Origin of the sequence: Azospirillum brasilense, from assembly GCF_008365405.1 — a bacterium.
Classification (GTDB): Bacteria; Pseudomonadota; Alphaproteobacteria; order Azospirillales; family Azospirillaceae; genus Azospirillum; species Azospirillum brasilense_D.
The window spans coordinates 108,169-130,401 of sequence record NZ_QOKV01000018.1; the positions used below are offsets into that span (position 1 = coordinate 108,169).

Genomic DNA, 22,233 nt, shown 5'->3' on the forward strand with positions numbered 1-22,233 from the left:
GTTTCAGGCCCGGCCGCCCTCCAGTTCCGGGTTCAACCGGAACGTGATCGCACGCCCCAGCTTGGAATCCCGCAGAAGGATCTGCTTGGTTTCCAGCAGCTTTATGGCCCGGTTGACGTTGGGCCGCTGCATGCCGAGCGCATCAGCCAGTTCGGACTGGAGCACCGGCACGGGACGGTCGAAGTGGAGCCGCCGGCTCAGGTAGGTGAACACACGAAGCGCCTCCAGGGTGATGTCCCGATCGGTCGAAACGGTCCTGGAGAGGAGGTCATGATGCTGCATGGCGGCCTCGGAACGCAAGTTGGCTCGGCGTCGCAGTCCGGCTGCGCAGGCGCCGGACGGATAATTTCGCTTGCTCCGCAGGCTACCCCGCCTTTGTTGTCCGAATGTGTCGCGCGTGTTTCCAAGTTGACATAAAGCCGCGCGCTTTGTGACTCCGCGTCCGGAACCCTTCCCCCGCCTTCCCGTTCCCGGAAGAAGACATCGTCACGTCAGGAGGAGGGACCATGCATCGGCTCGTGCTGCTGCGGCACGGTCAGAGCGTCTGGAACCGCTCGGATCTGTTCACCGGCTGGACCGACGTCGATCTCACCGAACAAGGGGTGGCCGAGACCCGTCACGCCGCCGGTCTGATGAAGCAGGCCGGATTCGATTTCGACGTGGCCTTCACCTCGGTCCTGAAGCGGGCGATCAGGACGCTCGACATCGTTCTGGAGGACATGGACCGGATGTGGCTGCCGGTGCACAAGCACTGGCGCCTGAACGAGCGCCATTACGGCGCGCTCCAGGGGCTGAACAAGACGGAGACGGCGGCCCGCCACGGCGCCGATCAGGTTTTCCTGTGGCGACGGAGCTGGGACGTTCCGCCCCCTCCGGTCGAGCCCGAGGACCCGTGCTCCGCGGTGTCGGACCGGCGCTACGCCGGCATCGGCCGCGCGAATCTGCCCCGCGGCGAAAGCCTGAAGGACACCACGGACCGGGTGATCCCCTTCTGGGAGGAAGGCATCTGCCCGGCCCTGCGGCTGGGTGCGCGGGTGCTGGTGTCGGCCCACGGCAACAGCCTGCGCGGCCTTGTCAAGCATCTGGACAAGGTGCCCGACCAGGACATTCCGCTCTTTGAAATTCCCACCAGCCGTCCGCTGGTCTACGAGCTTGGCGCCGATCTGGTCCCGCTGCGCCGCTATTTCCTGAGCGAAGGCGGCGCGGTGGAGGAGATCGCCTGGACCGGTCCGGACAGGGAGGCGGGCACCGGCAGCGCGGTCGCCTGATCGGGCCGGCCCGTTCCAGGGCGTCCGGGCCGAAGGCTCACCAGGCGCCGTCGTCGCCGGGAAGCCAATCGGCCCTCTGCCAGCCGGGATCGAACAGCCCGCCCATTCCGTCCCAGCCCAGCCAGACCCTGATCGTGTTCTGCGTGGGGTTGACGTAGGGGGTGGCCGCCATCTGGTTGTTCGACACGGTCCCTCCGGCGCCCAACTGGATCAAGACGAAGCGGATCAGCAGCCTCTCCAGGTTGATGTCGACGCCGTCCAGCGTCAATTTGAAGGTGCTGTCGTCTCCGGGCGGGATGACCGCACCGTGGTTGATGGGATTCCATACCGGACCCGTTGGGAGTTCAAGCACTTGATCGCGGTCGGAGTCCAGTGCTTGAACCCTCCCCCAGGTTACCCCGATCGCCCGCATCACCGCAGCGTTGAAGCCCATCTCCGTCACGGTGGCGAGCCGCGTCTTGAAGCGCTCCCTGATGTTTCCTGAAATCCCGATGTAGCGGTTGTTCGTCAGCGTGTTCACGATGATGTAGAAGCCAGGCATCGCCATGCCGTCCGGCAGGGTGGCGTTGGTGAATCCGCCGCCGTCGGCCGGTTCAGGCGCCATTCCACTGCAATTCGCGGAATTGATCAGGTTGTAGATTATGTGAAACATCTTCTGCCCCCTCTTCCCGCCGGCGGAAGCGCCCGAAACGGGAACCACCGGTCGCTCTTGGAGGACGAGGGGGCAGAGAAGTCCGTGAAATCACATCATGGATGAACCGGCTCCAAGGCCGGCGAGTTCGATCGCATGGACAGCGGCGGGGCGGGCTTCTAGGACGAGGCCGGCCTCCGCCCGCGGTGACCGGCACCGCCCTTCCCGCGCTTGCGGCCCGGCAAGGGATGGTGGAAGTGCGGGTGCCCACCCTGCGGCGGTTGCGGCTGACCGGATGCGTTGTCCGACGGCGCGCTGCCTCGGCCATCCCTGCGCGGCCCGCCGTTGGCACCGCGACGGCCATGCCGTTCACCCTGCCTTTCCTCCACACGCCCGGCGTAGCAATTGTCGCAGACCCGGAAACGGTGGTTGGCCTTCAGCCGTGTGCCGCAGACCGGGCAGGCGCGGGCCAGCGAGCGTTCAGCCAAGGTCCGCTCGATGAAGGCGTTCAGCATGGCCCGGCGCTCCTGGCACAGGTCCATGTCCGGATAGGCGTCGGGGAAGCGGTAGGCCAGCCACGCGTAGGCGGTCAGCTCCTTCACCGCGCGCTCCGCCTTCTCCAGCTCCACGTCGGTGCCGACGCGGTGGTGGAAGCGCTCGGCGGCGTCAGGGGCGGAATTGGCAACGCCCTTGCCCTGGTTCGTCGCCCACAGCGCCAGCAGACGCAGATTGTTCTGGTCGCGCACGTCGATCGGGCAGCGCGCCAGCATGTCGCGCTCCGCCAGCGGCAGCTTCGCCCGGTCCACCGCCGTGGCGGCCTGGATGCGCTGCTCCAGGTCGGTCATGCGGAAGGTCTGGTTGGCGCGCAGCAGCTCCTGCCCCGCCGTGCGCAGCACCTTGGCAAGGCTGTCGGTGTCCAACTCGCGCGCGATGGCCTCGACATGGGTCAGGTTGGGGCTGATCCAGGCCCGCGGGTCCTCCGGCGGGACCGGCGGGGTGGTCAGCGCCCGGCGCACCGGGTTGATGTTCTCCCCCTCCAGCACCGCGACGCGGCCTTCCTCGTGCATGCCGAAGCGCCCCGCCCGCCCGCCGATCTGGCGGATTTCGGAGGAGTTCAGGTCGCGCTCCTCCCGCCCGTCATACTTGCGGGTGGTCGACAGCACGACGCGGGCGACCGGCAGGTTCAGCCCCATGCCGATGGCGTCGGTCGCCACCAGCACGTCCGCCGAGCCGTCGCGGAAGCGCCGCGCCTCGGCCCGCCGCACCTCCGGCGACAGGGCGCCGTAGATCACCGCCACCGTGTGGTCGCGGGCCAGCAGCTCGCGCCGCAGCCCCATCACGTCCTTGCGCGAGAAGGCGATCACCGCGTCGCCGCGGCGGACATTCTCCAGCGGCACCCGCTCCTCCTGCACGCGCAGCGGCGACTTGCGGGTGAACTCCACGACCTCCAGCTCCTCCCCCAGGGCGGTTGCGAGGCGCTGCACGTAGGGGATGGCGTCGGCGGAGCCGGTCATCAGGATTTCCGGGGCGGCCACGCCGGCCACCGCCTGGGTCCAGGCCCAGCCGCGGTCGGGGTCGCCGATCATCTGGATCTCGTCGATGACGCAGGCGCCCCAGACCTTCGAGGTGTTGACCATCTCGATGGTCGATGAGGTGAAGGACGCGCCGGGCCGCACGTCGCGCTCCTCACCGGTGACGAGGCTGCACGGGCGCCCGCGCGTCTCCAGCGCCTCCTGCCCCTCCAGCGCCAGCAGGCGCAGCGGGGCGAGGTAGCAGCCGCTCTGCGCCTCGGCCAGCCGGTCCATGGCGGCGTGGGTCTTGCCGGAGTTGGTCGGGCCGACGAACAGCCGCAGTTTGCGCACCATGGCGCGGGCCGTGGCGAAGCTGTCGAGATAGACGCCGAGGCCGGAGGCGTTCTCCAGCCGCTCCCGCCGGACCTTCAGGCCGGCGCGGGCGGCGGCGGTGGAGAAGGCCTCCTCCAGCGCGTCCAGCAGGGTCTGTAGGCGCGGGATGCGCCCGCCGAAGCCGATCACCCGGCCCAACTCGTCGGCGAAGCCCTTGGGCCGCCACGCCTCGCCGAAGCCGTTGGCGCGCTGCGCCATGGAGGCGAACCACCCGTCCACCCGCCCGCGCGCCTTCTCGATGGCGGCGGAGGACAGGCAGGCCGCCTTGACCCGCTTGCCCAGCGCCTTCGCCTGGGGACGGCCGAAGCCCTCCTCCGCGGTCATCAGGCCCCACAGGTCCGCCTCGATGTCGGGCAGCGGGCCGAGCGCCACGCGGAAACGCAGCTTCAGCTTCCGGTCGGTTCCGGGGACGACCACCTCGTGGACGACGGCGACCGACCAGCGGGCCGGGGTGCTGTCGGCGTCCACCTCGATCCCGTCGCCACGCACCACCGCGGCGATGGCGCGCAGCGCGTCGCGGCGGTCGAATTCGTCGGCGGTGCCCGGTTGGCGAGGGGTGGTTTCGTCGTTGCTCATGGACTGGTCTTCTTCCGTCGCCGCCCCCGGAGAGATCGGCCTGGGGATTCAAGAGGCTGGGGGTCTGATGGGGGCTCTGCCGGATCTCGAACAGTGCCGCGCCGCGGGGCGGACGCCCACCCCCTATTCTGCACACCGGCGCCCCACGGGCGTACCTATATGGTCGGAGCCATAGGATAGGGCAAGCCGATTCAGGGGTTCCACCGGCGTGGCCGGGCTAATTCGCCTGAACTTTCCCCTCTCCCATCCCACCGCTGCGAAAAAGGGGCGGTGCCAGCCACATCATTCCCTGTTGTCCGGCGGTCGTGTCGAAAGGGGTACCCGGTAACGGTCTTACCGGCTGCCACCAATCGAAAGTGTTAGCAAGCAATATCGTCTTACTGCACCGCAAACCGTCGGGCATCATCGTTGCACTGACAACGTAACCGTCGTCGCTTCGCAGATTTGGTTAGGAGATGTGCATGCCGACCCCTCGTGACGTCCTGGCACTGATCGAGAGAATACGGTGTATTTCTTGCGAGGACGAGCGCCATGCATTGATAAAGACATTGTCAGCCGTCGAGCGTCCGACCATCCTGTCGTTCCTCAACGCTCACGGCGTGAACCTCTGCGCGGGGTCCTCCGCCGCGTGGTCGGCCTTCCGCGCCTCCGACGTCCTGTTGCGGGACGGGGTGGCGCTGGAGACGGCTCTGCCGTGGCTCGACCAGCCGGTCGGGCTGAACATGAACGGGACCGATTTCATCCCGCTTCTCCTTCGCCACCTGTCGCCCCGGCGGGTCGCCGTCTACGGCACCGCGGCGCCCTGGCTGGACGAGGGGATCGAGCGGCTGAAGGAGCGGACCCCGCACGACTATGTCGATGCCCAGCACGGGTTCCATTCCGTGGAGCATTACATCGCCCGTGCGCGGGAGATTGAGCCCGACGTCATCATCCTGGCCATGGGCATGCCCCGCCAGGAAGAGGTCGCGGCCCAGCTCAAGCGCGCGCTGGATCATAAGGTGCTGATCATCAACGGCGGCGCCATCATCGATTTCCTCGCCGGGCGCTTCACCCGGGCCCCCGCCGCCGTCCAGCGCATCGGGCTGGAATGGGCGTTCCGGTTGGTCCAGGAGCCCCGCCGTCTGTTTCGCCGCTATTGCGTCGGCGCTTTCGGCTTCGCCCACACCGTCATGCTTATGCGCCGTGCCGCCATGCGTTCGTCCAGCGCCCCAGCACCAGCGCCCATGCATAAGGAGCTTTGAGACGTGGAAAATCTGCCCCAAGTCAATCATGGCGGCCATCACGGCGGGCATAACCCGGGAAACATGCCGGCTCCGGTTCCGGCATGGCCCGCCTCCCCCGGCCCGTCCCGGCGCAGCGAGTTCGAATCCCAGACCCCGTCCATGGGTCCCGACTTCCGCTTCATCCTGCGCGTGCTGGGCAGCCACAAGTGGCTGATCGCGGCCATCGTGGTGGTGCTGACCGGCCTGTCGGCTCTGGGCGTCTCCACGCTCAAGGACCAGTACACCTCCGAAGCGCTTCTGCTGGTCGACAACCGGCAGGTCCGCGTCGTCCGCGAGGTCGAGCAGGTGGTGGGCGCGATCCCCACCGAGGACGCCGCCATCCTGAGCGAGATCGAGATCCTGAAGTCGCCCCAGGTGCTGAACCAGGTGGTGAACGATCTCCAGCTCGCCCAGCATCCGGAATTCAACCCGCCGGCGCAGGAGGACGAGACGCTGCCGCTCGTCGAGCGCGTGGTGGCCTACGGCCGCGACCTCGCCGGGCGCTTCTGGGAGGGCACTCCGCCGGCCCCGGTCGCCTGGCTGCTGAGCCACGGCGACGAGGTGGCGCAGGACATCCGGGCGCGCGAGGCGCACGCGGCGCTGGGCAACGACCAGATCATCGCGCGCATCCACCGCAAGCTCGACGTCGCCATCGTCGGCCGGTCGCGCGTGATCCAGGTGCGCTTCACCTCCAAGGAGCCGCAGCTGAGCCGCGACGTGGTGGACGGCATCGTCCGCCGCTACATGGAAACCCGCCAGCAGATGGACCGCGACCTGTCGACCAGCGCGATCTCCTGGCTGCAGGACCGCATCGTCCTGCTGCGCAAGGAGGTGGCCGAGGCCGACGCCAAGGTCGAGGAGGCCCGCGTCAAGGGCGGCCTGCTGAAGGGCGGCACCGGCCTGATGGCCCAGAACGAGCTTGAACAGACCCGCCTGCGCCTGAGCGAGGCCTCGGCCATCCGCGCCCGCTCGGTCGCCCAGGCCGACACGCTGGAGCGCAACCTGAAGGCCGGCAACTGGAACGCCATCGGCGGCAGCATCGCCTCCCCGGTCGTCGCCCAGCTCCGCGCCACGGTCGCCGCCATCTCCACGGAAATGGCCCAGCTGTCCCGCCAGTACGGGCCGAAGCACCCGCGCATCGTCGAGCTTCAGGGCCGCCTGAACGAGGCCAACTCCTCGCTCCAGCAGGAAATCCGCCGTGAGATCAACGGCGTCCGCGAGGCCGCCCAGGTCGCGGTGGAGCAGGAAACCGCGCTCCGCTCGATGATCACCCGCATGGAGGGCAGCTACGCCACCATGCAGGAGCAGGCCATCCCGCTGCGCACCCTGGAGTCCGAGGCGACCGCCAAGCGCCAGCTTCTCGACAGCCTGCTGGGCCGTCTGGAAGAGGTCGAGGCCCAGAAGGACAGCCGCGCCTTCCCGGCCGCCGTCAAGCTGGTCTCCGCGCCGCAGGTGCCGCACGAGCCGTCGGGTCCCTTCCGCGTCCTGCTGCTGCTGGCCGGCTTCGTCGCCGCCCTGGCGCTCGCCATCTTCAGCGTCTTCGGTCTGGAGCTTCTCCAGCGCCGCATCCACACCCCGGACGCCGTGCGCCGCATCCTGGGCGTCGGCACCGTCCACATCGTGCCGCACCACAGCGACCGCGGGGCCAAGGGCCGGCTCTACAAGATCTTCCAGCGCCACCCCTTCTCGCTGTTCAGCGAATCCCTGCGCGCCCTGTTCCGCAACCACCTGTCGGATCTCGGCCCGGTCGGCGCTCTGGCGGTGACCTCGGCCCGCCCGCAGGACGGCAAGACCTCGCTGACGCTCGCCGTCGCCCAGGTGGCCAGCCAGGCCGGCCGCCGGGTGGTGGTGGTGGACACCGACTTCCGCCGCTCCCGCATGGAGGGTCTGTTCGACCTGTCCACCAAGAAGGGCCTGTCGGACTGGATCGCCGGTGACGCCATGCTGGACGAGATCGTCCACACCTCCGACGACGTGCCCTTCGCCATGGTTCCGGCGGGCAAGCTGAACCCGATGACGCTGGACCGCTTCAACGTCGATAGCCTGGTGCAGCTGATGGCCGGCCTGTCGCCCAGCTTCGATCTGGTGGTGTTCGACACCGCCCCGGCGCTGGCCGTGTCGGATGCCCGCATCGTCTGCGGCGCCGCCTCCAAGGTGCTCTTCGTCACCCGCTGGGGCCACACCACGGCGAGCGACCTGGACGCGGTGGCCGACCTGGGTCCGATCGACCACAGCAAGTTCGTCTGCGTGATGACCGACGTGAACCTGAAGAAGGCGGCCAGCAAGGGCTACCAGGGTCCGTACAACAGCTACGTCGCCACGCGGAAATACTACGGCGACCAGACCCTGCGCGCCGCGCCGTAAGCGACGTCTCCTCCCTCTCCCGTCCTGGGAGAGGGGGCCCGCGAAGCGGGCGGGTGAGGGTACCGCGAGGACACAGCCTTATCCTCGGCGGCACCCTCACCCTTCCCGCGCATCGCGCGGGCCCCTTCCCTCTCCCGGGACGGGAGAGGGAATTTTCATTTCATTCCAAACAACACGAGGCCCGACGCCCATGGCCCAGACCTCGCCAAAAGCCACCTCGCCCAAACCCTTCTCTTTCACCCGCCGCGACGCGCTGCGCGCCGCCGCAGCCGCCGCGGTGCTGGCAAGCTGCAAGGCCGCCGCCGGCCCATCCGTCGCCGAGGCGGCGTCGGCCGCCGTGTCGAACGTCGTGCCCAACCCGACCCTGCGCGACGCCTGCCGGGCCGCCGGCATCCTCCACGGCGCCGCCCGCGACCATCTGATCGAGCCGGAAGACCCCATGCTCGACATGCTGATGGCGCGGGAATGCGACGTGGTGACGCCCGAGAACGGCGGCAAATGGGCCGTCTTCCAGCCGCAGGAGGGCAACTTCGACTGGGGCCGCTTCGACGCCGGGGTGGAACTGGCCCGCCGCATCGGCGCCAAGCCGAACTGGCATTGCGCCCTGTGGCAGCACATGGGCATGCCCGACTACATGACGCTGCCGGCGAGCCGCCAGCGCGCGCTGGGCATCGCCGAGAGCGCCTATTTCTCGGCGGACGGCACGCTGTCCGAGGACAATTACTGGCCGCGCTTCACCGCCATGGTCGCGGCGGTCAAGCAACGCTACGGCGACAGCTTCTACCGCATCGACGTGATGAACGAGGCCTTCTTCTGGGAGACCGAGCGCAGCCACCCCCAGGAGCAGGACCGTTACGGCTTCCGCAAGGGCATGTGGTGGGTGGTGGCGGGCGGCGCCAAGGGGCCGGAGTGGCTCGACCCCTTCTTCCACCACATCCGCAAGGAATTCCCCTCCGCCAAGCTGGTCATCAACGAGTTCGGCATCGAGATCGACGAGGGCTGGCAGCAGCGCAAGCGCGCCTATTTCCAGACCTGGCTGACCGACGCGGTCAAGCGCGGCGTGCCGATCGACGGGGTGGGGCTGCAAAGCCACCTGATGGCCGGCAAGCCCTACGACCGCGAGGGCATGAAGGGCTTCCTGCGGGCCATGGACCGGCTGGGCCTGCCAATCCACGTCACCGAGTTCGACGTGAACGAGAAGCATCTGCCGCGCTCCTGGTCGCGGGCGGAGAAGGACCGCGCCATGGCCTTCCTGGCCGGGCAGTATCTGGGCGACATCGCCGGCAACGCGCGGCTGGCCGAGCTGTGCTGGTGGCACCTGCGCTCCGACCTGAACTACATCGCGCGGGAAATGCCGGAGCTGAAGCCCCACCCCTCCCCCTACGACGCGGCGTCGCGCCCACTGCCGCTGTACGAGGCGTCGGTGCAGGCGCTGCGCGGGCGCAACCGGTCTGGTTGAGGCCGGTCGGGAAGCGGTGCGGTACCTCTTCCGGTCCCGCTACCCCGCCCGATCGCGTGGCCCGCTCCGCCGTCCGCGCCTGTAAGGATTTCCGACAGCGTCCTTAGATTATCGGAACAGCGGCGTTTCTCCCAACGAGGTGATCTGTGGACACGTTGACGTCGGATGAGCTGGTCGCCCGCTACAAGCGGAAGTTCGGTCTGGCCCCGAACTACCCCCTCAGCGAAACCATGGTCCGCCAGCATTGGGACCTGGAACGCCAGCTCGCCCGCGAGCTGCTGGATTCCCGCCGCGAAGAGCGTTGGACGGTGTTCGAGCGGAATTACACCACCCTCTACAGCGAGTGCCCCTGGCTGAACGATGCGGTGGACACGGCGGCGCAGAACGACGAGCTGGACTTCCGCCACTTTCTGACGCTGCTCAAGGGCGCGCGGGACGTCTACGAGGTCGGGTCGGGCAAGGGCCGGCTGCTGACCTATCTGGCCCGCCACGGCCACCGTTGCGTCGCCACCGAGATCACCCGCGAGCGCGGGGAGCGCTGGACCGACGAGCGCTCCAACGTGACGTGGCGCTGCTGCGACGGCGTCAACCTCGCCGAGTTCGAGCCGCGCGGCCATTACGACGCCGTCGTCTCCACCCACGTCATCGAGCATCTCCACCCCGAGGACGTGTCCGTGCACCTGTCCAACGTGCACGCCATCCTGAAGCCGGGCGGCCGCTACGTGCTCAGCATGCCGCACAAGCACGCCGGGCCGATGGACCTGTCGGAGGTCTTCGGGCTCGACGAGCCGATCTGCATGCACCTGCGCGAATACACTTGGAGCGAAACCGAGCGCGCCCTGCGCGAGGCCGGCTTCGCCCGGATGGAGGCCGTCTATGTCGCCCCGATGGCGGTCCGCAAGCGCCTGCCCATCCACGGCTCCGGCGCCGGCTATCTGGCCTATGTGAAGGCCGTGGAATCCGTCATGGGGGCGATGCCGTTAACCCTGCGCCGCAAGCTCGGCAAGCTCGGCCAGCTCTACCTGTTCCGCCCGGAGGTCTTCATGGTGGCTCACAAAAGTCACGAGGGTTGAAGCCGCCGATTCCGGAAACCTTTCTGTAACAAGACTTTACACTTCCCCCTCCTCGTGGCCGCAAAGCCCCACTGTGGCGCGGAAACCGCAGCGAAGGCGGATTTCCGCGCCTCATTCTTTTCACAGCCCACCGTGGCTTTTGAGCAGCATTTCCCTAAAATCCGAAATACCTCGTTAACCAATTGGGCGCCACCTTTGCTCCACCGAAAATGGAGAGAGGTTACTTCCAATGGCAACGACCACCACGGGTCTCGTCGACACGACCTTCGTCGTCAACGCCTCGGGGCAGGCTGCCGGCGGGATCTGGCCGCAGTTCCGGCTGCTCCTGGATGGTGTCAACCTCGGCCAGGCGACGGTCAGCTCGACCAGCGACGGCCGGTACACCTTCAAGGCCCAGGTCGCTCCGGACCAGGCTCACAAGCTTCAGATCGTCTACTTCAACGACGGCTATGTGAACGGGCAGGACCGCAACCTGCTCGTCAAGTCGCTGGAAGTGAACGGCAAGCCCGTCGCCTCCACCAGCTCGCTGGTCAGCTACGACCGCGGCGCCTCCGACGGCAAGGACGTGATCCCCGGCCAGGAAGGCATGTGGTGGGACGGTTCGCTCGATTTCGCCCTGACCAAGGACTACTTCCCGGTCCCGACGCCGCCGGCCCCCGCCGGCAACACCCAGGTCATCCTGAACCTGCAAGGCAACGCCGCGGGCGGCGTCAACGCGCATTTCAACCTGCTGATCGACGGCAAGAAGGTCGGCGAGGGCATGGCCGGCGCCTCGGCCAAGGACTACGCCTTCTCGATCAACGCCACGGCGGACCAGGCGCACAAGGTCCAGATCCAGTACGACAACGACGCCACGGTGAACGGCCAGGACCGCAACCTGCTGGTCAACAAGATCACCATCAACGGCAAGTCGGTCCTGCCCACGGACAGCAACGTCACCTATGACAAGGGCGCGCTGGACGGCAAGGACGTGGTCAAGGGCCAGTCCGGCCTGTGGTGGAACGGCACGCTGGTGGTCGACGCCGACAAGAGCTTCTTCCCCGGCTCCACGACGCCGACCACCCCGACCAACCCGCCGCCGCCCCCCGCCCCGACGAAGCCGACCCTGTCGGTCAGCGACGTGTCGGTGACCGAGCCGACCGGCAAGACCGCCGGCATCGCGCCGGGCTTCCTGCACACCGAGGGCGGCCAGATCATGGACAGCAGCGGCAAGGCCGTGAAGCTGACCGGCGTGAACTGGTTCGGGTCCGAGGGCTACGCCTTCGCGCCGCAGGGGCTGTGGATGGACAGCTACCAGAGCCACATGAACCAGATGAAGGATCTGGGCTTCAACACCATCCGCCTGCCCTACTCCGACGCGATGCTCGACAACGGCCGCATGCCGACCGGCATCGACTATTCGAAGAACCCCGACCTGCGCGGCAAGACCTCGCTGGAGGTCTTCGACAAGATCATCGATTACGCCGACAAGATCGGCATGAAGATCATCCTCGATCACCACCGCTCCGGCGACGGCGCGTCGGCCAATGAGAACGGGCTCTGGTACACCAGCCAGTACCCGGAATCGAAGATGATCGAAAACTGGAAGATGCTGGCGACCCGTTACAAGGGCAACGACGCCGTCATCGGCGCCGACCTGCACAATGAGCCGCACAACCCGGCCACCTGGGGCGACGGCGGCCCGAACGACTGGGCCCGCGCCGCGGAGCGCATCGGCAACGCCATCCAGTCGGTCAACAAGGATTGGCTGCTGATCGTCGAGGGCGTCGAGACCTATCAGAACCAGTGGTACTGGTGGGGCGGCAACCTGCTGGGCGAGAAGAACTACGAGGTCAAGTTCAACGAGCCGGGCAAGCTGGTCTATTCGGTCCACGACTACGGCCCGTCGCTCTACATGATGGACTGGTTCAAGGCCAACAACTTCCCGAACAACATGCCGGCGAAGTGGGACCAGATGTGGGGCCACTTCATCCAGAACGACGAGACCCCGATCCTGGTCGGCGAGTTCGGCAGCCGCATGGAAACCGCCATCGACAAGGCGTGGATGCCCAAGCTGATCCAGTACATGAACGGCGACTGGAACGGCGACGGCAAGATCGATCTCGCCGCGGGCGACCAGGGGGCGAGCTGGACCTACTGGGCCTGGAGCCCCGGATCGGGCGACACCGGCGGCATCATGAACGACAGCTGGAAGGTGGACTACAACAAGTACAACGCCATCAAGTCCGGCCTGTACAGCAGCAGCACCGCCAGCCCGGTGACCACCGACGCGGTGTTCACGGTGAAGCTGTCCCAGGCCTACAGCCAGACGGTGACGGTGGACTACGCCACGGCGGACGGCACGGCCAAGGCCGGATCGGACTATCTGGCGACCAGCGGCAAGCTGACCTTCGCCGCCGGCGAGACCACCAAGACGGTCGCCGTCAAGGTGCTGAGCGACGACGTGACGGAGGGTGTCGAGACCTTCAACCTGAAGCTCTCCAACCCGACGCAGGCGACCATCGCCGACGGGACCGGCATCGGCACCATCAACCCGCCGGGCTCCGCCCAGGCCCTGTCGGCGGACCTGCTGGCCCATACCCTGGCCCAGGACACGGCGACGGTGCAGTCGGTGGGCGTGCAGTCCGCCATCGACCTGTCGTCGATCGACTTCTCGCACATGATGACGGTGGACGCCGCGAACCTGCTGCTCGAGCATCAGGCCGCGTAACGACCGCGAAAGCGGTGAAACTACCCCTCTCCCGCCCCGGGAGAGGGTGCCCGCGTAGCGGGCGGGTGAGGGTCGGACGAGGATCAGGGCGCCGATCCTTGGCGGCACCCTCACCCTTCCCACGCTTTGCGTAGGCCCCTTCCCTCTCCCGGAGCGGGAGAGGGAAATTTCAGGACGCCGACTGCAGGCGGCGGACACGGCCGAGCAGCAGCTTGCCCAGCATCGCCCGGCCCGTCGACCCCATGCCCGGACCGAACACCGCCGCCGCCAGGAACACCAGCACCAGCACCACCTTCTCCGCTGTGAAGGCCGGATCGACCTCGGTGCCGAACAGGTACCAGCCCGCCGCGTAGGCGAAGGCCGCCGGCACCAGGATCCAGCCGATCCGCACGGCGTTCAGCGGCACCTCGTCGCGGCAGATGCGGCGGCGCACCGTCTCGGTCAGGGCGATCTGGAAGACCTCGCGCCCGAGATTGGCCAGCGCGGCGCCGAGCAGGCCCCACTGCCAGACCAGCGCCAGGGCCAGCGCCGACCCCACGGCGAGGCTGGCCGCGGAGATCCAGGGCAGCACGCCGACGCGCTTGGCCTTCAGGATCGCCACCTCCGGGTTCATGCGCACCCCGTGCAGCACATAGGCGAGCACCAGGAAGGGCATGCTGGTCAGCACCGGCGTGTAGTCGGCGGACGCGATCAGCCAGAGGATTTCCGGCGCGGTCAGCGCCAGCCCCAGCCCGGCCCCGGTCAGCAGCACGACGAACAGGTGGAAGACGAAGTCCGCCTGGCCGTGGTCCGCCGCGCCATGCTGCGCCTCCAGCCGGCTGACCGACCAGATCTGCAGGAAGGAGGCGGTCAGGAACATGAAGAGGATCTGCGACAGCCGCATCCCGAAGGCGAACAGCCCCACCGCCGCCGTGGACAGCAGGATGTTCAGCAGCCAGCGCGAGACGAAGTTGTTGGCGATGTCGAGCAGCGACTGCGGCGCGTAGGGCAGCCCCAGCGCCGCCACCCGCTTCAGGATCGGGAAGGAGAAGGAGAACCCGGTGTCCTTCAGGATCGCCACCACCAGCAGGAGGCCGAGCGCCAGGAAGGACGCGCCGTTCGCCAGGAAGATGCCCTCCACCCCGAGGCCGAGCGCCCACAGGAACAGCAGGTTGAAGGCAAGCAGGGCCACCACCTTGGCCAGCGACACCAGCAGGCACAGGCCCGACCGCTTGCGCGCCCGGTAATAGGCCAGCGCCAGCTCGAACAGGGTGGTCAGGGCGACGCCGGCGAGCGCGATCGCCATCACCGCCGCGTGGCCGGTGTCGCCGAACATCGCCCAGCTTCCCGCCATGCCCAGCGGCCAGGCCAGCCCGACCATCGCCACCGACGTGCCGACCACCGCCAGCAGGCAGGTGCTGGCGACGCGCCGCCGGTCGCCCTCCTCGGCGTGCTCGAAATAGACGGCGGTGAAGGCGTTGTTCATGCCGATCATCAACATGACCGCCAGCAGGTCGGCGACCACCACCACCAGCGCGTAGACGCCGAATTCGGAAGGGCTGAGAAGCCGGGTGTAGAGCGGCAGGAGCAGAAGCCCGGCAGCCCGGTTCACCACGTTGGCCAGCATGAACAGCCAACCGTGTTTCAAGATCGTCGCTGCTTCGGACGCCATCAGGAACTCCGCCTAGAACTCCGGTGGGGCGGCACTGCCGCACCCGCGAACGCAATTCCGATGATTGGAACCGGACCGGGACGTTTCAATTTCGCGTTGGTGCCGTCGCGCTGTTCTTCAGGCTTATCCCCATGAAGGCGCATCGGCGGCGTCCACTGCCCCCACCCCGCAGACAACCGACCAAGCCTGCGAGGGCACTCCACCGCGATCAACGGGGCGTTGGAGACACCGTCTCATCCGGAATCGTCCGGCGGCTTCTTATGGGATACGTCCGTGCCGCCGCCTCGGAGGGACGGGCGGTCCAACCCGGCGAAACCCGCCACCACCCGGCGTCGCCCCCGACCATAGGAGACGGGGAACATCCCCCCAATACCCCCAATTTGCGGGAAGAAAAGGAGTAGCCGGGGAACGGCGGTGGCAGCGTCGCCACCGATCCGGATGACCCGGACGAAGTCACCCGCTTTCCTTAATCTCTTCAAACTCACCCGAGGGAATCCACGCTGGATGTAAGGGGTATCGCCGCTGGCGCAGGAGGCCTCTTGTGATTTGTTGATTGACGGCAGCCTTTATCCTAATTCGTGGAGAACAGCGCAACCTTCTGATCTGTCTGCACAGAGGCGAGGCATGCGCTGATATTTGTGTGTCTTTCTGAACACAGAAAGACTCAAAGAAAAAGCTGATGAGAAACCGTCTTTCGCTGCCGCGCGTTAGGTCAGGCGCGAGACGGATGACATTCCGTTTCACATATAAATGGGACCTGCGATGAGCAAACTCGACCCAGAAGCGGTCATCAATCTGGCCCCGGTGAAGAAGACGGCCATGCCGACGGTGGGACCCGGGCTGCTGTTGGCGCTGTCCGACGGCTTCATGCTCGCCCTGCTCGGCTGGACGCTCATCCAGCTGTTCGGAAGCGACACCCTGACCGCGGAAGCGGACCTGTCGCAGCGCGCCCTGGTCACCGGCCTGATGCTGGTGCCGCTGGTGAAATCGGTTTTCGGAATTTATTCGCTGGGCCGCTTCGACTATCTGGAGCGGACCCGCCGCACCTTCCAGGCGGCCCTGCTGTCGGTCGCCGTGCTGGCCGTGCCCTTCATCGTGATGGACGGCTTCCGCTCCTTCTTCGTCGAGGCGCTGTCGGTCGCCCTGATCGGCTTCGCGATCACCTACGCCGCCGACCTGCTGTTGGTGCACGGCCTGATGGCCAGCGCGCTCAACTGGCGCACCCCGGTGGTGATCGTCGGCGCCGGCCCGCAGGGTGCCGCCATCGCCGAAAAGCTGCAGCGCCTGCCCTGGCTGGGGATGCGCCCGGTCTGCTTCTTCGACGACGACGACACGCTGTGGCAGACCCGCGTCGCCAACCTGCCGGTGGTCGGCTCGACCGACCTGCTCGCCAAGTCCCCGGCCTACGCCCAGCAGGCCCAGGCCGCCATCGTCGCCGACATCGGGCGCCACAAGAAGGAGCTGACCGCCCTGGTCGAGCGGCTGCCCTTCAAGCAGGTCTATTGCCTGCTGGGCGAGGGCAACGTCAGCGCGGTCGACGCCACCTACCACAACCTGCACGGCTCGCTGGCGCTGCGCGTCTCGGTGCGTCCGCCGACCAGCTACCTGCGCATCCGCCGCGCGCTCGACATCCTGCTGTCGGGCATCCTGCTGGTGGCGGTGGCGCCGCTGATGCTGGGCATCGCCGCGGCGATCCGGCTGGACAGCCCCGGCCCGGTCATGTTCCGCCAGAAGCGCTGGGCCGGCGGCGACAAGACCTTCGACGTGCTGAAGTTCCGCTCGATGCACATCAACGCGGAGGAGCATCTCCAGCGCCTGCTGGAGAACGATCCGAAGATGCGCGAAGAGTACATGACCTACCACAAGCTGACCTACGACCCGCGCATCACCCCGGTCGGCCGCTTCCTGCGCAAGACATCGCTCGACGAGCTGCCGCAGCTGGTGAACATCCTGATGGGCGATATGAGCCTGATCGGCCCGCGCGCCTACATGCCGAAGGAACTGCCGGAGGTCGGTGCGTCGGCGGAGGTCATCGGCTCCGTCCGTCCGGGCCTGACCGGCTACTGGCAGGTGTCGGGACGCCACCGCACCACCTTCCAGGAGCGCGTCGCCATGGACGTCTTCTACGTCCGCAACTGCGGCCTGCTGTTCGACTTCTACATCCTGTGCAAGACCGCGGTGATCGTCCTCAAGGGCGACGGGTCATGACCCCGCGGCGCTCCATCCAGGCCCCTCTTCCCACGCGGGAGAGGGGCTTTCCCTTTTTCGGGACCTTGTCCGGATCTGGGCTGCATATGCCCTGCGGGACCCGCAAGATCGGGGTGGGTGGCCCAACCGGAGGTAGCCCTGACGGGGACGGCCTCCTTAGGCCTAATGCCTCCGCCCGGCTACAGGTCCGGGCATCGGGTTGGCATCTTCAGAAAACGATGCGGTGCGCCCGGCATGGGCGTTCACTGCCATAGCAGCCCTTTTCACCGGAACAGCGGCCCCATGAAAGTCCTCGAAGTTCTGGAAAAGAGCATCACCGTCTTCTGCATCGTCTCGTTCGGCGGGTCGGTGCTCCCGGCGCTGCTGACCGGCGGCGGCGCAACCGATCCGGACGCACCGGGCGCGGTGATCTACTTCATGGCCGTCTATGTCATGATCCTGGGCCTGATGGCGCTGCGGCCCAGCCTGGCCTTCCGCATCCCGACGGGAAGCCCGGCGGTGTCGCTGATCGTGGCGCTGGCCTTCCTGTCGGCCCTGTGGTCGATCTACCCGGACGTGACGCTGCGCCGCGCGGTGGCTTTCCTGTTCACCACCGCCTTCGCCGTTTATCTCGCCCTGCGCTACACCTTTCCGGAGATCGTCCGGATGCTGGCGACGGGTCTGTCGATCCTGATGGTGCTGTCCTACGTCTCGGTCTTCGCCATGCCGGCGGTCGGGCTCGACCACGAGCAGCATGTCGGCGCCTGGAAGGGTGTCTTCTGGCAGAAGAACGTCACGGGCCGCATGATGGTCTGGCTGGTGCTCTGCCTGCTCTGGCTCGACTGGACGCGCGAGGGCAAGCGCTGGGTGGTCCGCCCGCTGCTGCTGATGGCCCTGCTGCTGATCGTGATGAGCCGGTCGGGCACCGGCCTGGTGACCTCGATCCTGGTCGCCGGGCTGCTGCTGGTCAGCGGCTTCGTGCGCGGCGGCATCCGCAGCTTCGCGCCGGCCATGGCCTTTGTCCTGCTGGTCGCGGTGGTCGGCATCACCAGCGGCACGACCTTCTGGCACGACATCCTCTATATGCTGGGCCGCGACCCGACGCTGACCGGACGCACAGTGCTGTGGGAACACACGCTGATGTCGATCCAGGACCGCTTCATGCTCGGCTGGGGCTACGGCGCCTACTGGTACGGGGCCTACGGTCCGGGCAGCACCTTCACCCAGGGCTGGGGCATCAACTCCGCCCACAACGGGTGGATGGAAGCCTGGCTCGACCTCGGCCTGCCCGGCGTGATCCTGACGGCGATGCTGATGGGCCGGCTGCTGATCCAGGGCTTCGCCGCCATCCGCTACAGCGGGAACCGCGCCGAGCCCGCCTGGATCTTCACCGTCGGCTGCGCGCTGCTGCTGATCTCGGTGTCGGAAAGCGTGTTCCTGGAACGCCATTCCCTGAACTGGATCGTGCTGGTGATCGCGGTGACCCGCCTCGTGCAACGCCGCCGCTGGGCGAAGATGCAGGCCCGGATGGAGGACCAGCAGCAGGCCTCCTACGCTGCCTACGCCAGTTCCTCCCCCTACGGAACCTCCTACGGCGGGCCTCCGGCCGCCGGCTGGAGCGGTCCGGTCCGGCCCGGCTGACGGAAAGGAGCCACCGCATGTTCCGCCCCCCGAATTCTCCGTCGCGACAGAAGGTAGTGTCATGACGCCGCCGCAAGAGACGGGCCCGCAAGAGATGGCCCCGCAAGAGATGGTCACCGTCGTCATTCCCACCCGCAACCGGCCGGACATGGTCGCGCGGGCCGTGGAAAGCGCCCTGGGACAGACCTACGCCCCGCTTGAGGTGGTCGTCGTCATCGACGGGCCCGACCCCGCCACCGAGGAGCGCCTGAGGGCGTTCGGCGATCCGCGGCTGACCGTGATCGCGCTGGAACAGAACCGCGGCGCCGCCGGCGCCCGCAATCTGGGCGTGGACCGCGCGAAGGGCGCCTGGATCGCCTTCCTCGACGACGACGACGAATGGATGCCGGGCAAGGTCGCCCTGCAGATGGCCGCCCGCCCGCCCGGCGTGCGCTACCCGATCATGAGCTGCCGCTGCAAGGTGGTGACCGCCCGCGGCGACTTCGAATGGCCGCGGCGCCTGTGCACCCCGCGGGACCGGATCGGCGACTACCTGTTCGTCCGGCACGGGCTGTTCAAGGGCGAGACCTTCGCCCCCACCACCACCCTGCTGGCCCCGAAGGCGCTGCTCCAGCGCCAGCCGATCCCGAAATCGGCCTTCGACGACTGGGAGTGGCTGATCGCCTGCGGCCAGATCGAAGGCTGCGCCCTGGTGACGGTGCCGGAGGTGCTGGCGATCCACTACACGGAATCGGACCGCATCACCCTGTCGACCTGCCACAACATCGACATGGCCCTGAACTGGGCGGAGTCGGTGCGGCCCAAGCTGTCGCCCCGCGCCTACGCCAGCCTGCTGCTCCAGGCAACCGGCGGGGAACAAGCGGCGCGCACCCCGGCGGTGCGCAAGCGCATCCTGAAATCGGCGCTGCGGGACGGCGCGCCGACCCCGATGGCGCTGACCACCTTCCTGATGCATTCGCTGATGCCGGTCGGGCTGCGGCGCCGGCTGCGTCAGGCCATCTTCTCGGCTCCCGGCGCGGCGTGAGGGCAGAATGGGTTTGATCGACAGGGGTTTCCGGCGCAAGAAGGCGTCCCGCGCCTGCATTGTCTTCGCCACCCCCGGCGCGCTCGACGGCGGCGGGGGGATCGGGCGGATGACGGGCTACATCGTCGACGCCTTCCAGAACAGCCCCGCCGCCCCGGAAACCGTGGTGCTCGACACCCGCGGCACCGGCAGTGCCCTGCTGTCGCCGCTCTATCTGGCCGGCACGCTGGCGCGGCTGGCCGCCCTGATGCTGCGCCGCCGCCCGACGGTCGTGCACATCAACGTGTCGGAGAACGCCAGCGTCTGGCGCAAGGCGGTGGTCCAGCTCTTCGCCGGGCTGTTCTGCTGCCCCACGGTGGTGCATCTGCACGGCGCGTCCTTCATGGAGTATTTCGACAAGGGGCCGGTGTCCCGCGCGATCAGCCGCTGGCTGTTCGACCGCTGCGGCATCGCGCTGGTGCTGGGCGAGAGCTGGCGGAACTTCCTGGTGCAGTCGGTCGGGACGGACCCGCACAAGGTGCGCGTGCTCTACAACGCCGTACCGGACATCGGCGCCGACCTGCCCGTCCGCGCCGCGCCGCCCGAAGGGGCGATCGTGTCGCTCCTGGTGCTCGCCAACCTGTCGGAGCGCAAGGGCATCGGCACGCTGCTGCGCTCCTGCCGGCTGATGAAGGACCGGGGCTTCCGCTTCCGTGTGACCATCGGCGGCGGCGGCGACGTCGAGGGCTACCGCCGCATGGCGGCGGAGCTGGGCTTGGACGGCGACTGCCGGTTCGAGGGCTGGATCTCCCGCGAGCAGGCGCACGCCCATCTGCGCGACCACGACATGCTGCTGCTGCCCTCGACCCACGAGGGGTTGCCCATGGTGATCCTGGAGGCGCTGTCCACCGGCATGCCGGTGGTCACCACCCCGGTCGGCTCGATCCCGGAGGTGCTGACCGACGGGGAGACGGCGCGCATCGTCCCGGTCAACGACCCGGAGGCGCTGGCCCAGGCGGTCCGCGACCTCGCCGCCCGGCCGGCGCTCTACGCGCGCCTGTCGGCGCAGGGCCGGCGGCTGTTCCTGGAGAAGTTCGTCATCGAGTCCTATGGCCGCAGCCTTCAGGACATCTATGCGGAGCTGAACCGCCCCGACGCCGTTCGGCGCCCCTCATTGGGGGCGCTGCCCGACGCCGCGACGGCCAAGCCATCGCTGACCCGCGCGGGCCGGCAGTAAGAACCCATTTTTCCGCGGGGTCCCTAATTCCTTCCTCCCTGAAGCTTCGCGAGGGGAGCGCGACAGTCAGGAGCGGATATGATCTACATCGTTTCACCCGGCGGCACGCTCGAAAAGGGCGGCATGGGGCGAATCGTCGACAACTTCACGACGGACTTACGGGAGAACCGTCCCGACGTGAAGTTCGAGGTGATCGACAGCTATGGGCCGGACGCGAAATTTCACCTGATGCCCTTCTACTTCGCCGCCGCGCTGCTGCGCCTGCTTGGCTGCTTCGCGACCGGCAAGGCCCAGCTCGTGCACATCCACATGGCGGAGTACGGCAGCGTCCTGCGCAAGGGGATGATCGTCGCCATGGCCTCGCTGTTCCGGGTGCCGGTCGTCCTGCACCTGCACGGCGGGCGTTTCCCGAAGCATTACGAGGACGCCAAGCCGCTGTCCCGCTGGGCCATCCGCCACATGATGGAGATGACCAGCGAGGTGGTGGTTCTGGGCGAGTACTGGCGCAACTGGGTGGTCACCACCTTCCCGGCGGTGCGCCGCGTCACCCTGCTGCACAACGCCGTGCCGGGTCCGGAGACGATCCCGGAGCGCGCGGAGGACGGTCCGGTGCGCCTGCTGTTCCTCGGCCGCCTGATCAAGCTGAAGGGCATCGACGTGCTGCTCGACGCGCTGGCGTCGGAGGCGTGCCGCAGCCGCTCCTGGCAACTGACCATCGCCGGCGACGGCGACCTGGAGACCTACCGCGCGCAGGCCAAGGCGCTGGGGCTTGATGAGCGCGTCCGCTTCACCGGCTGGCTCGACCAGACCGGCTGCCGCAAGGAGCTGGTGCAGGCCCATGTGCTGGTCCAGCCCTCCATGTTCGAGGGGCTGCCGATGTCGGTGCTGGAGGCCATGGCCAACGGTCTGACCATCGTCGCCACCCCGGTGGGCAGCGTGGGCGACGCCATCGCCGACGAGGAGACCGGCCTGCTGGTGCCGCCGGGCGACCGGACGGCCCTGGCCGAGGCGCTGGCCCGCGTGATCGACGACGCCGAGCTGCGCCGCCGGCTGGGCCAGGGCGCCCGCCGCCGCTTCGAACGCCAGTTCGACATCGCCGTCTACCGGGAGCGCATCGTCGAGATCTACCGACGCAACGCCCGCGGCTGGATGTCCGAACCGGCGCCGGCCGCATCCATCGGGCCGCGCCGGGCGCGGTCCGGCTGACCGTCCCGCCGATCCGGGCCCGCTTCCGAACCGGGCCCGTCCTGCCTTTCAACCGGTCCGC

Annotated in this window: 15 protein-coding genes; 11 read left to right on the forward strand and 4 right to left on the reverse strand. The window is 67.9% G+C overall.

The features are described from left to right. Positions 1–3: 3 nt before the first annotated feature. Positions 4–282 (reverse strand): MarR family transcriptional regulator, encoded by a 279-nt coding sequence (locus DS837_RS23560; RefSeq protein ID WP_236778250.1) that lies wholly within the window; start codon positions 280–282, stop codon positions 4–6. Positions 283–506: 224 nt separating this feature from the next. Here DS837_RS23560 and gpmA point away from each other — a divergent pair, with 224 nt between their 5' ends. Next, positions 507–1,268, forward strand: a complete 762-nt coding sequence (gpmA, locus tag DS837_RS23565) for a 2,3-diphosphoglycerate-dependent phosphoglycerate mutase (RefSeq protein ID WP_149166960.1) — start codon at positions 507–509, stop codon at positions 1,266–1,268. Between the two features lie 37 nt (positions 1,269–1,305). On the opposite strand, the gene DS837_RS23570 is transcribed toward gpmA, so the two are convergent. Then, the gene (locus DS837_RS23570) at positions 1,306–1,968 is read right to left on the reverse strand and encodes a hypothetical protein (RefSeq protein WP_211102396.1); all 663 of its coding nucleotides are present in this window, start codon (positions 1,966–1,968) and stop codon (positions 1,306–1,308) included. 110 nt (positions 1,969–2,078) lie between these two features. After that, complete coding sequence (locus DS837_RS23575; RefSeq protein WP_149166961.1) at positions 2,079–4,379, reverse strand: helicase-related protein; 2,301 nt, start codon at positions 4,377–4,379, stop codon at positions 2,079–2,081. A 548-nt stretch (positions 4,380–4,927) separates the two neighbouring features. On the opposite strand from DS837_RS23575, the gene DS837_RS23585 reads away from it, so the two are divergent. From DS837_RS23585 to DS837_RS23610, 5 genes are all read left to right on the forward strand, one after another. Then, positions 4,928–5,620, forward strand: a complete 693-nt coding sequence (locus DS837_RS23585) for a WecB/TagA/CpsF family glycosyltransferase (RefSeq protein WP_145679165.1) — start codon at positions 4,928–4,930, stop codon at positions 5,618–5,620. Between the two features lie 63 nt (positions 5,621–5,683). After that, positions 5,684–8,005 carry a GumC family protein gene (locus DS837_RS23590; protein WP_247890095.1) on the forward strand — a complete coding sequence of 774 codons (2,322 nt, stop codon included), beginning with the start codon at positions 5,684–5,686 and terminating at the stop codon, positions 8,003–8,005. A 190-nt stretch (positions 8,006–8,195) separates the two neighbouring features. Beyond that, on the forward strand, positions 8,196–9,464 hold the full coding sequence (locus tag DS837_RS23600; RefSeq protein ID WP_149166963.1) for an endo-1,4-beta-xylanase: 1,269 nt from the start codon (positions 8,196–8,198) through the stop codon (positions 9,462–9,464). Positions 9,465–9,610: 146 nt separating this feature from the next. Continuing rightward, on the forward strand, positions 9,611–10,537 hold the full coding sequence (locus DS837_RS23605) for a class I SAM-dependent methyltransferase (RefSeq protein WP_149166964.1): 927 nt from the start codon (positions 9,611–9,613) through the stop codon (positions 10,535–10,537). Between the two features lie 229 nt (positions 10,538–10,766). Continuing rightward, a complete protein-coding gene (locus DS837_RS23610) occupies positions 10,767–13,247 on the forward strand; it encodes a cellulase family glycosylhydrolase (RefSeq protein ID WP_149166965.1) in 2,481 nt (826 codons plus the stop codon). Between the two features lie 169 nt (positions 13,248–13,416). Here DS837_RS23610 and DS837_RS23615 read toward each other — a convergent pair whose 3' ends face one another. Continuing rightward, positions 13,417–14,898: a lipopolysaccharide biosynthesis protein gene (locus tag DS837_RS23615; protein WP_149166966.1), complete on the reverse strand. Its 1,482-nt coding sequence runs from the start codon at positions 14,896–14,898 to the stop codon at positions 13,417–13,419. A gap of 762 nt (positions 14,899–15,660) precedes the next feature. Here DS837_RS23615 and DS837_RS23620 point away from each other — a divergent pair. The 5 genes from DS837_RS23620 (at position 15,661) to DS837_RS23640 (ending at position 22,172) form a co-directional block, all read left to right on the forward strand. Continuing rightward, complete coding sequence (locus DS837_RS23620) at positions 15,661–17,106, forward strand: exopolysaccharide biosynthesis polyprenyl glycosylphosphotransferase (protein WP_145628309.1); 1,446 nt, start codon at positions 15,661–15,663, stop codon at positions 17,104–17,106. Between the two features lie 282 nt (positions 17,107–17,388). Then, positions 17,389–18,726: an O-antigen ligase family protein gene (locus DS837_RS23625; RefSeq protein WP_149166967.1), complete on the forward strand. Its 1,338-nt coding sequence runs from the start codon at positions 17,389–17,391 to the stop codon at positions 18,724–18,726. A 61-nt stretch (positions 18,727–18,787) separates the two neighbouring features. Then, a complete protein-coding gene (locus DS837_RS23630; protein WP_247890096.1) occupies positions 18,788–19,750 on the forward strand; it encodes a glycosyltransferase family 2 protein in 963 nt (320 codons plus the stop codon). 7 nt (positions 19,751–19,757) lie between these two features. Next, positions 19,758–20,966 carry a glycosyltransferase family 4 protein gene (locus DS837_RS23635; protein ID WP_149166968.1) on the forward strand — a complete coding sequence of 403 codons (1,209 nt, stop codon included), beginning with the start codon at positions 19,758–19,760 and terminating at the stop codon, positions 20,964–20,966. Between the two features lie 78 nt (positions 20,967–21,044). After that, entirely contained in the window at positions 21,045–22,172 is a 1,128-nt protein-coding gene (locus DS837_RS23640) for a glycosyltransferase family 4 protein (protein ID WP_149166969.1), read from the forward strand. The last annotated feature ends 61 nt before the right edge of the window (positions 22,173–22,233 follow it).

Coding starts and splice junctions, on each gene's coding strand:
- DS837_RS23560 (WP_236778250.1), bottom strand. CDS start 282: ATGCAGCATCATGACCTCCTCTCCAGGACCGTTTCGACCGATCGGGAC.
- gpmA (WP_149166960.1), top strand. CDS start 507: ATGCATCGGCTCGTGCTGCTGCGGCACGGTCAGAGCGTCTGGAACCGC.
- DS837_RS23575 (WP_149166961.1), bottom strand. CDS start 4,379: ATGAGCAACGACGAAACCACCCCTCGCCAACCGGGCACCGCCGACGAA.
- DS837_RS23590 (WP_247890095.1), top strand. CDS start 5,684: ATGCCGGCTCCGGTTCCGGCATGGCCCGCCTCCCCCGGCCCGTCCCGG.
- DS837_RS23600 (WP_149166963.1), top strand. CDS start 8,196: ATGGCCCAGACCTCGCCAAAAGCCACCTCGCCCAAACCCTTCTCTTTC.
- DS837_RS23610 (WP_149166965.1), top strand. CDS start 10,767: ATGGCAACGACCACCACGGGTCTCGTCGACACGACCTTCGTCGTCAAC.
- DS837_RS23615 (WP_149166966.1), bottom strand. CDS start 14,898: ATGGCGTCCGAAGCAGCGACGATCTTGAAACACGGTTGGCTGTTCATG.
- DS837_RS23620 (WP_145628309.1), top strand. CDS start 15,661: ATGAGCAAACTCGACCCAGAAGCGGTCATCAATCTGGCCCCGGTGAAG.
- DS837_RS23625 (WP_149166967.1), top strand. CDS start 17,389: ATGAAAGTCCTCGAAGTTCTGGAAAAGAGCATCACCGTCTTCTGCATC.
- DS837_RS23630 (WP_247890096.1), top strand. CDS start 18,788: ATGACGCCGCCGCAAGAGACGGGCCCGCAAGAGATGGCCCCGCAAGAG.
- DS837_RS23635 (WP_149166968.1), top strand. CDS start 19,758: ATGGGTTTGATCGACAGGGGTTTCCGGCGCAAGAAGGCGTCCCGCGCC.
- DS837_RS23640 (WP_149166969.1), top strand. CDS start 21,045: ATGATCTACATCGTTTCACCCGGCGGCACGCTCGAAAAGGGCGGCATG.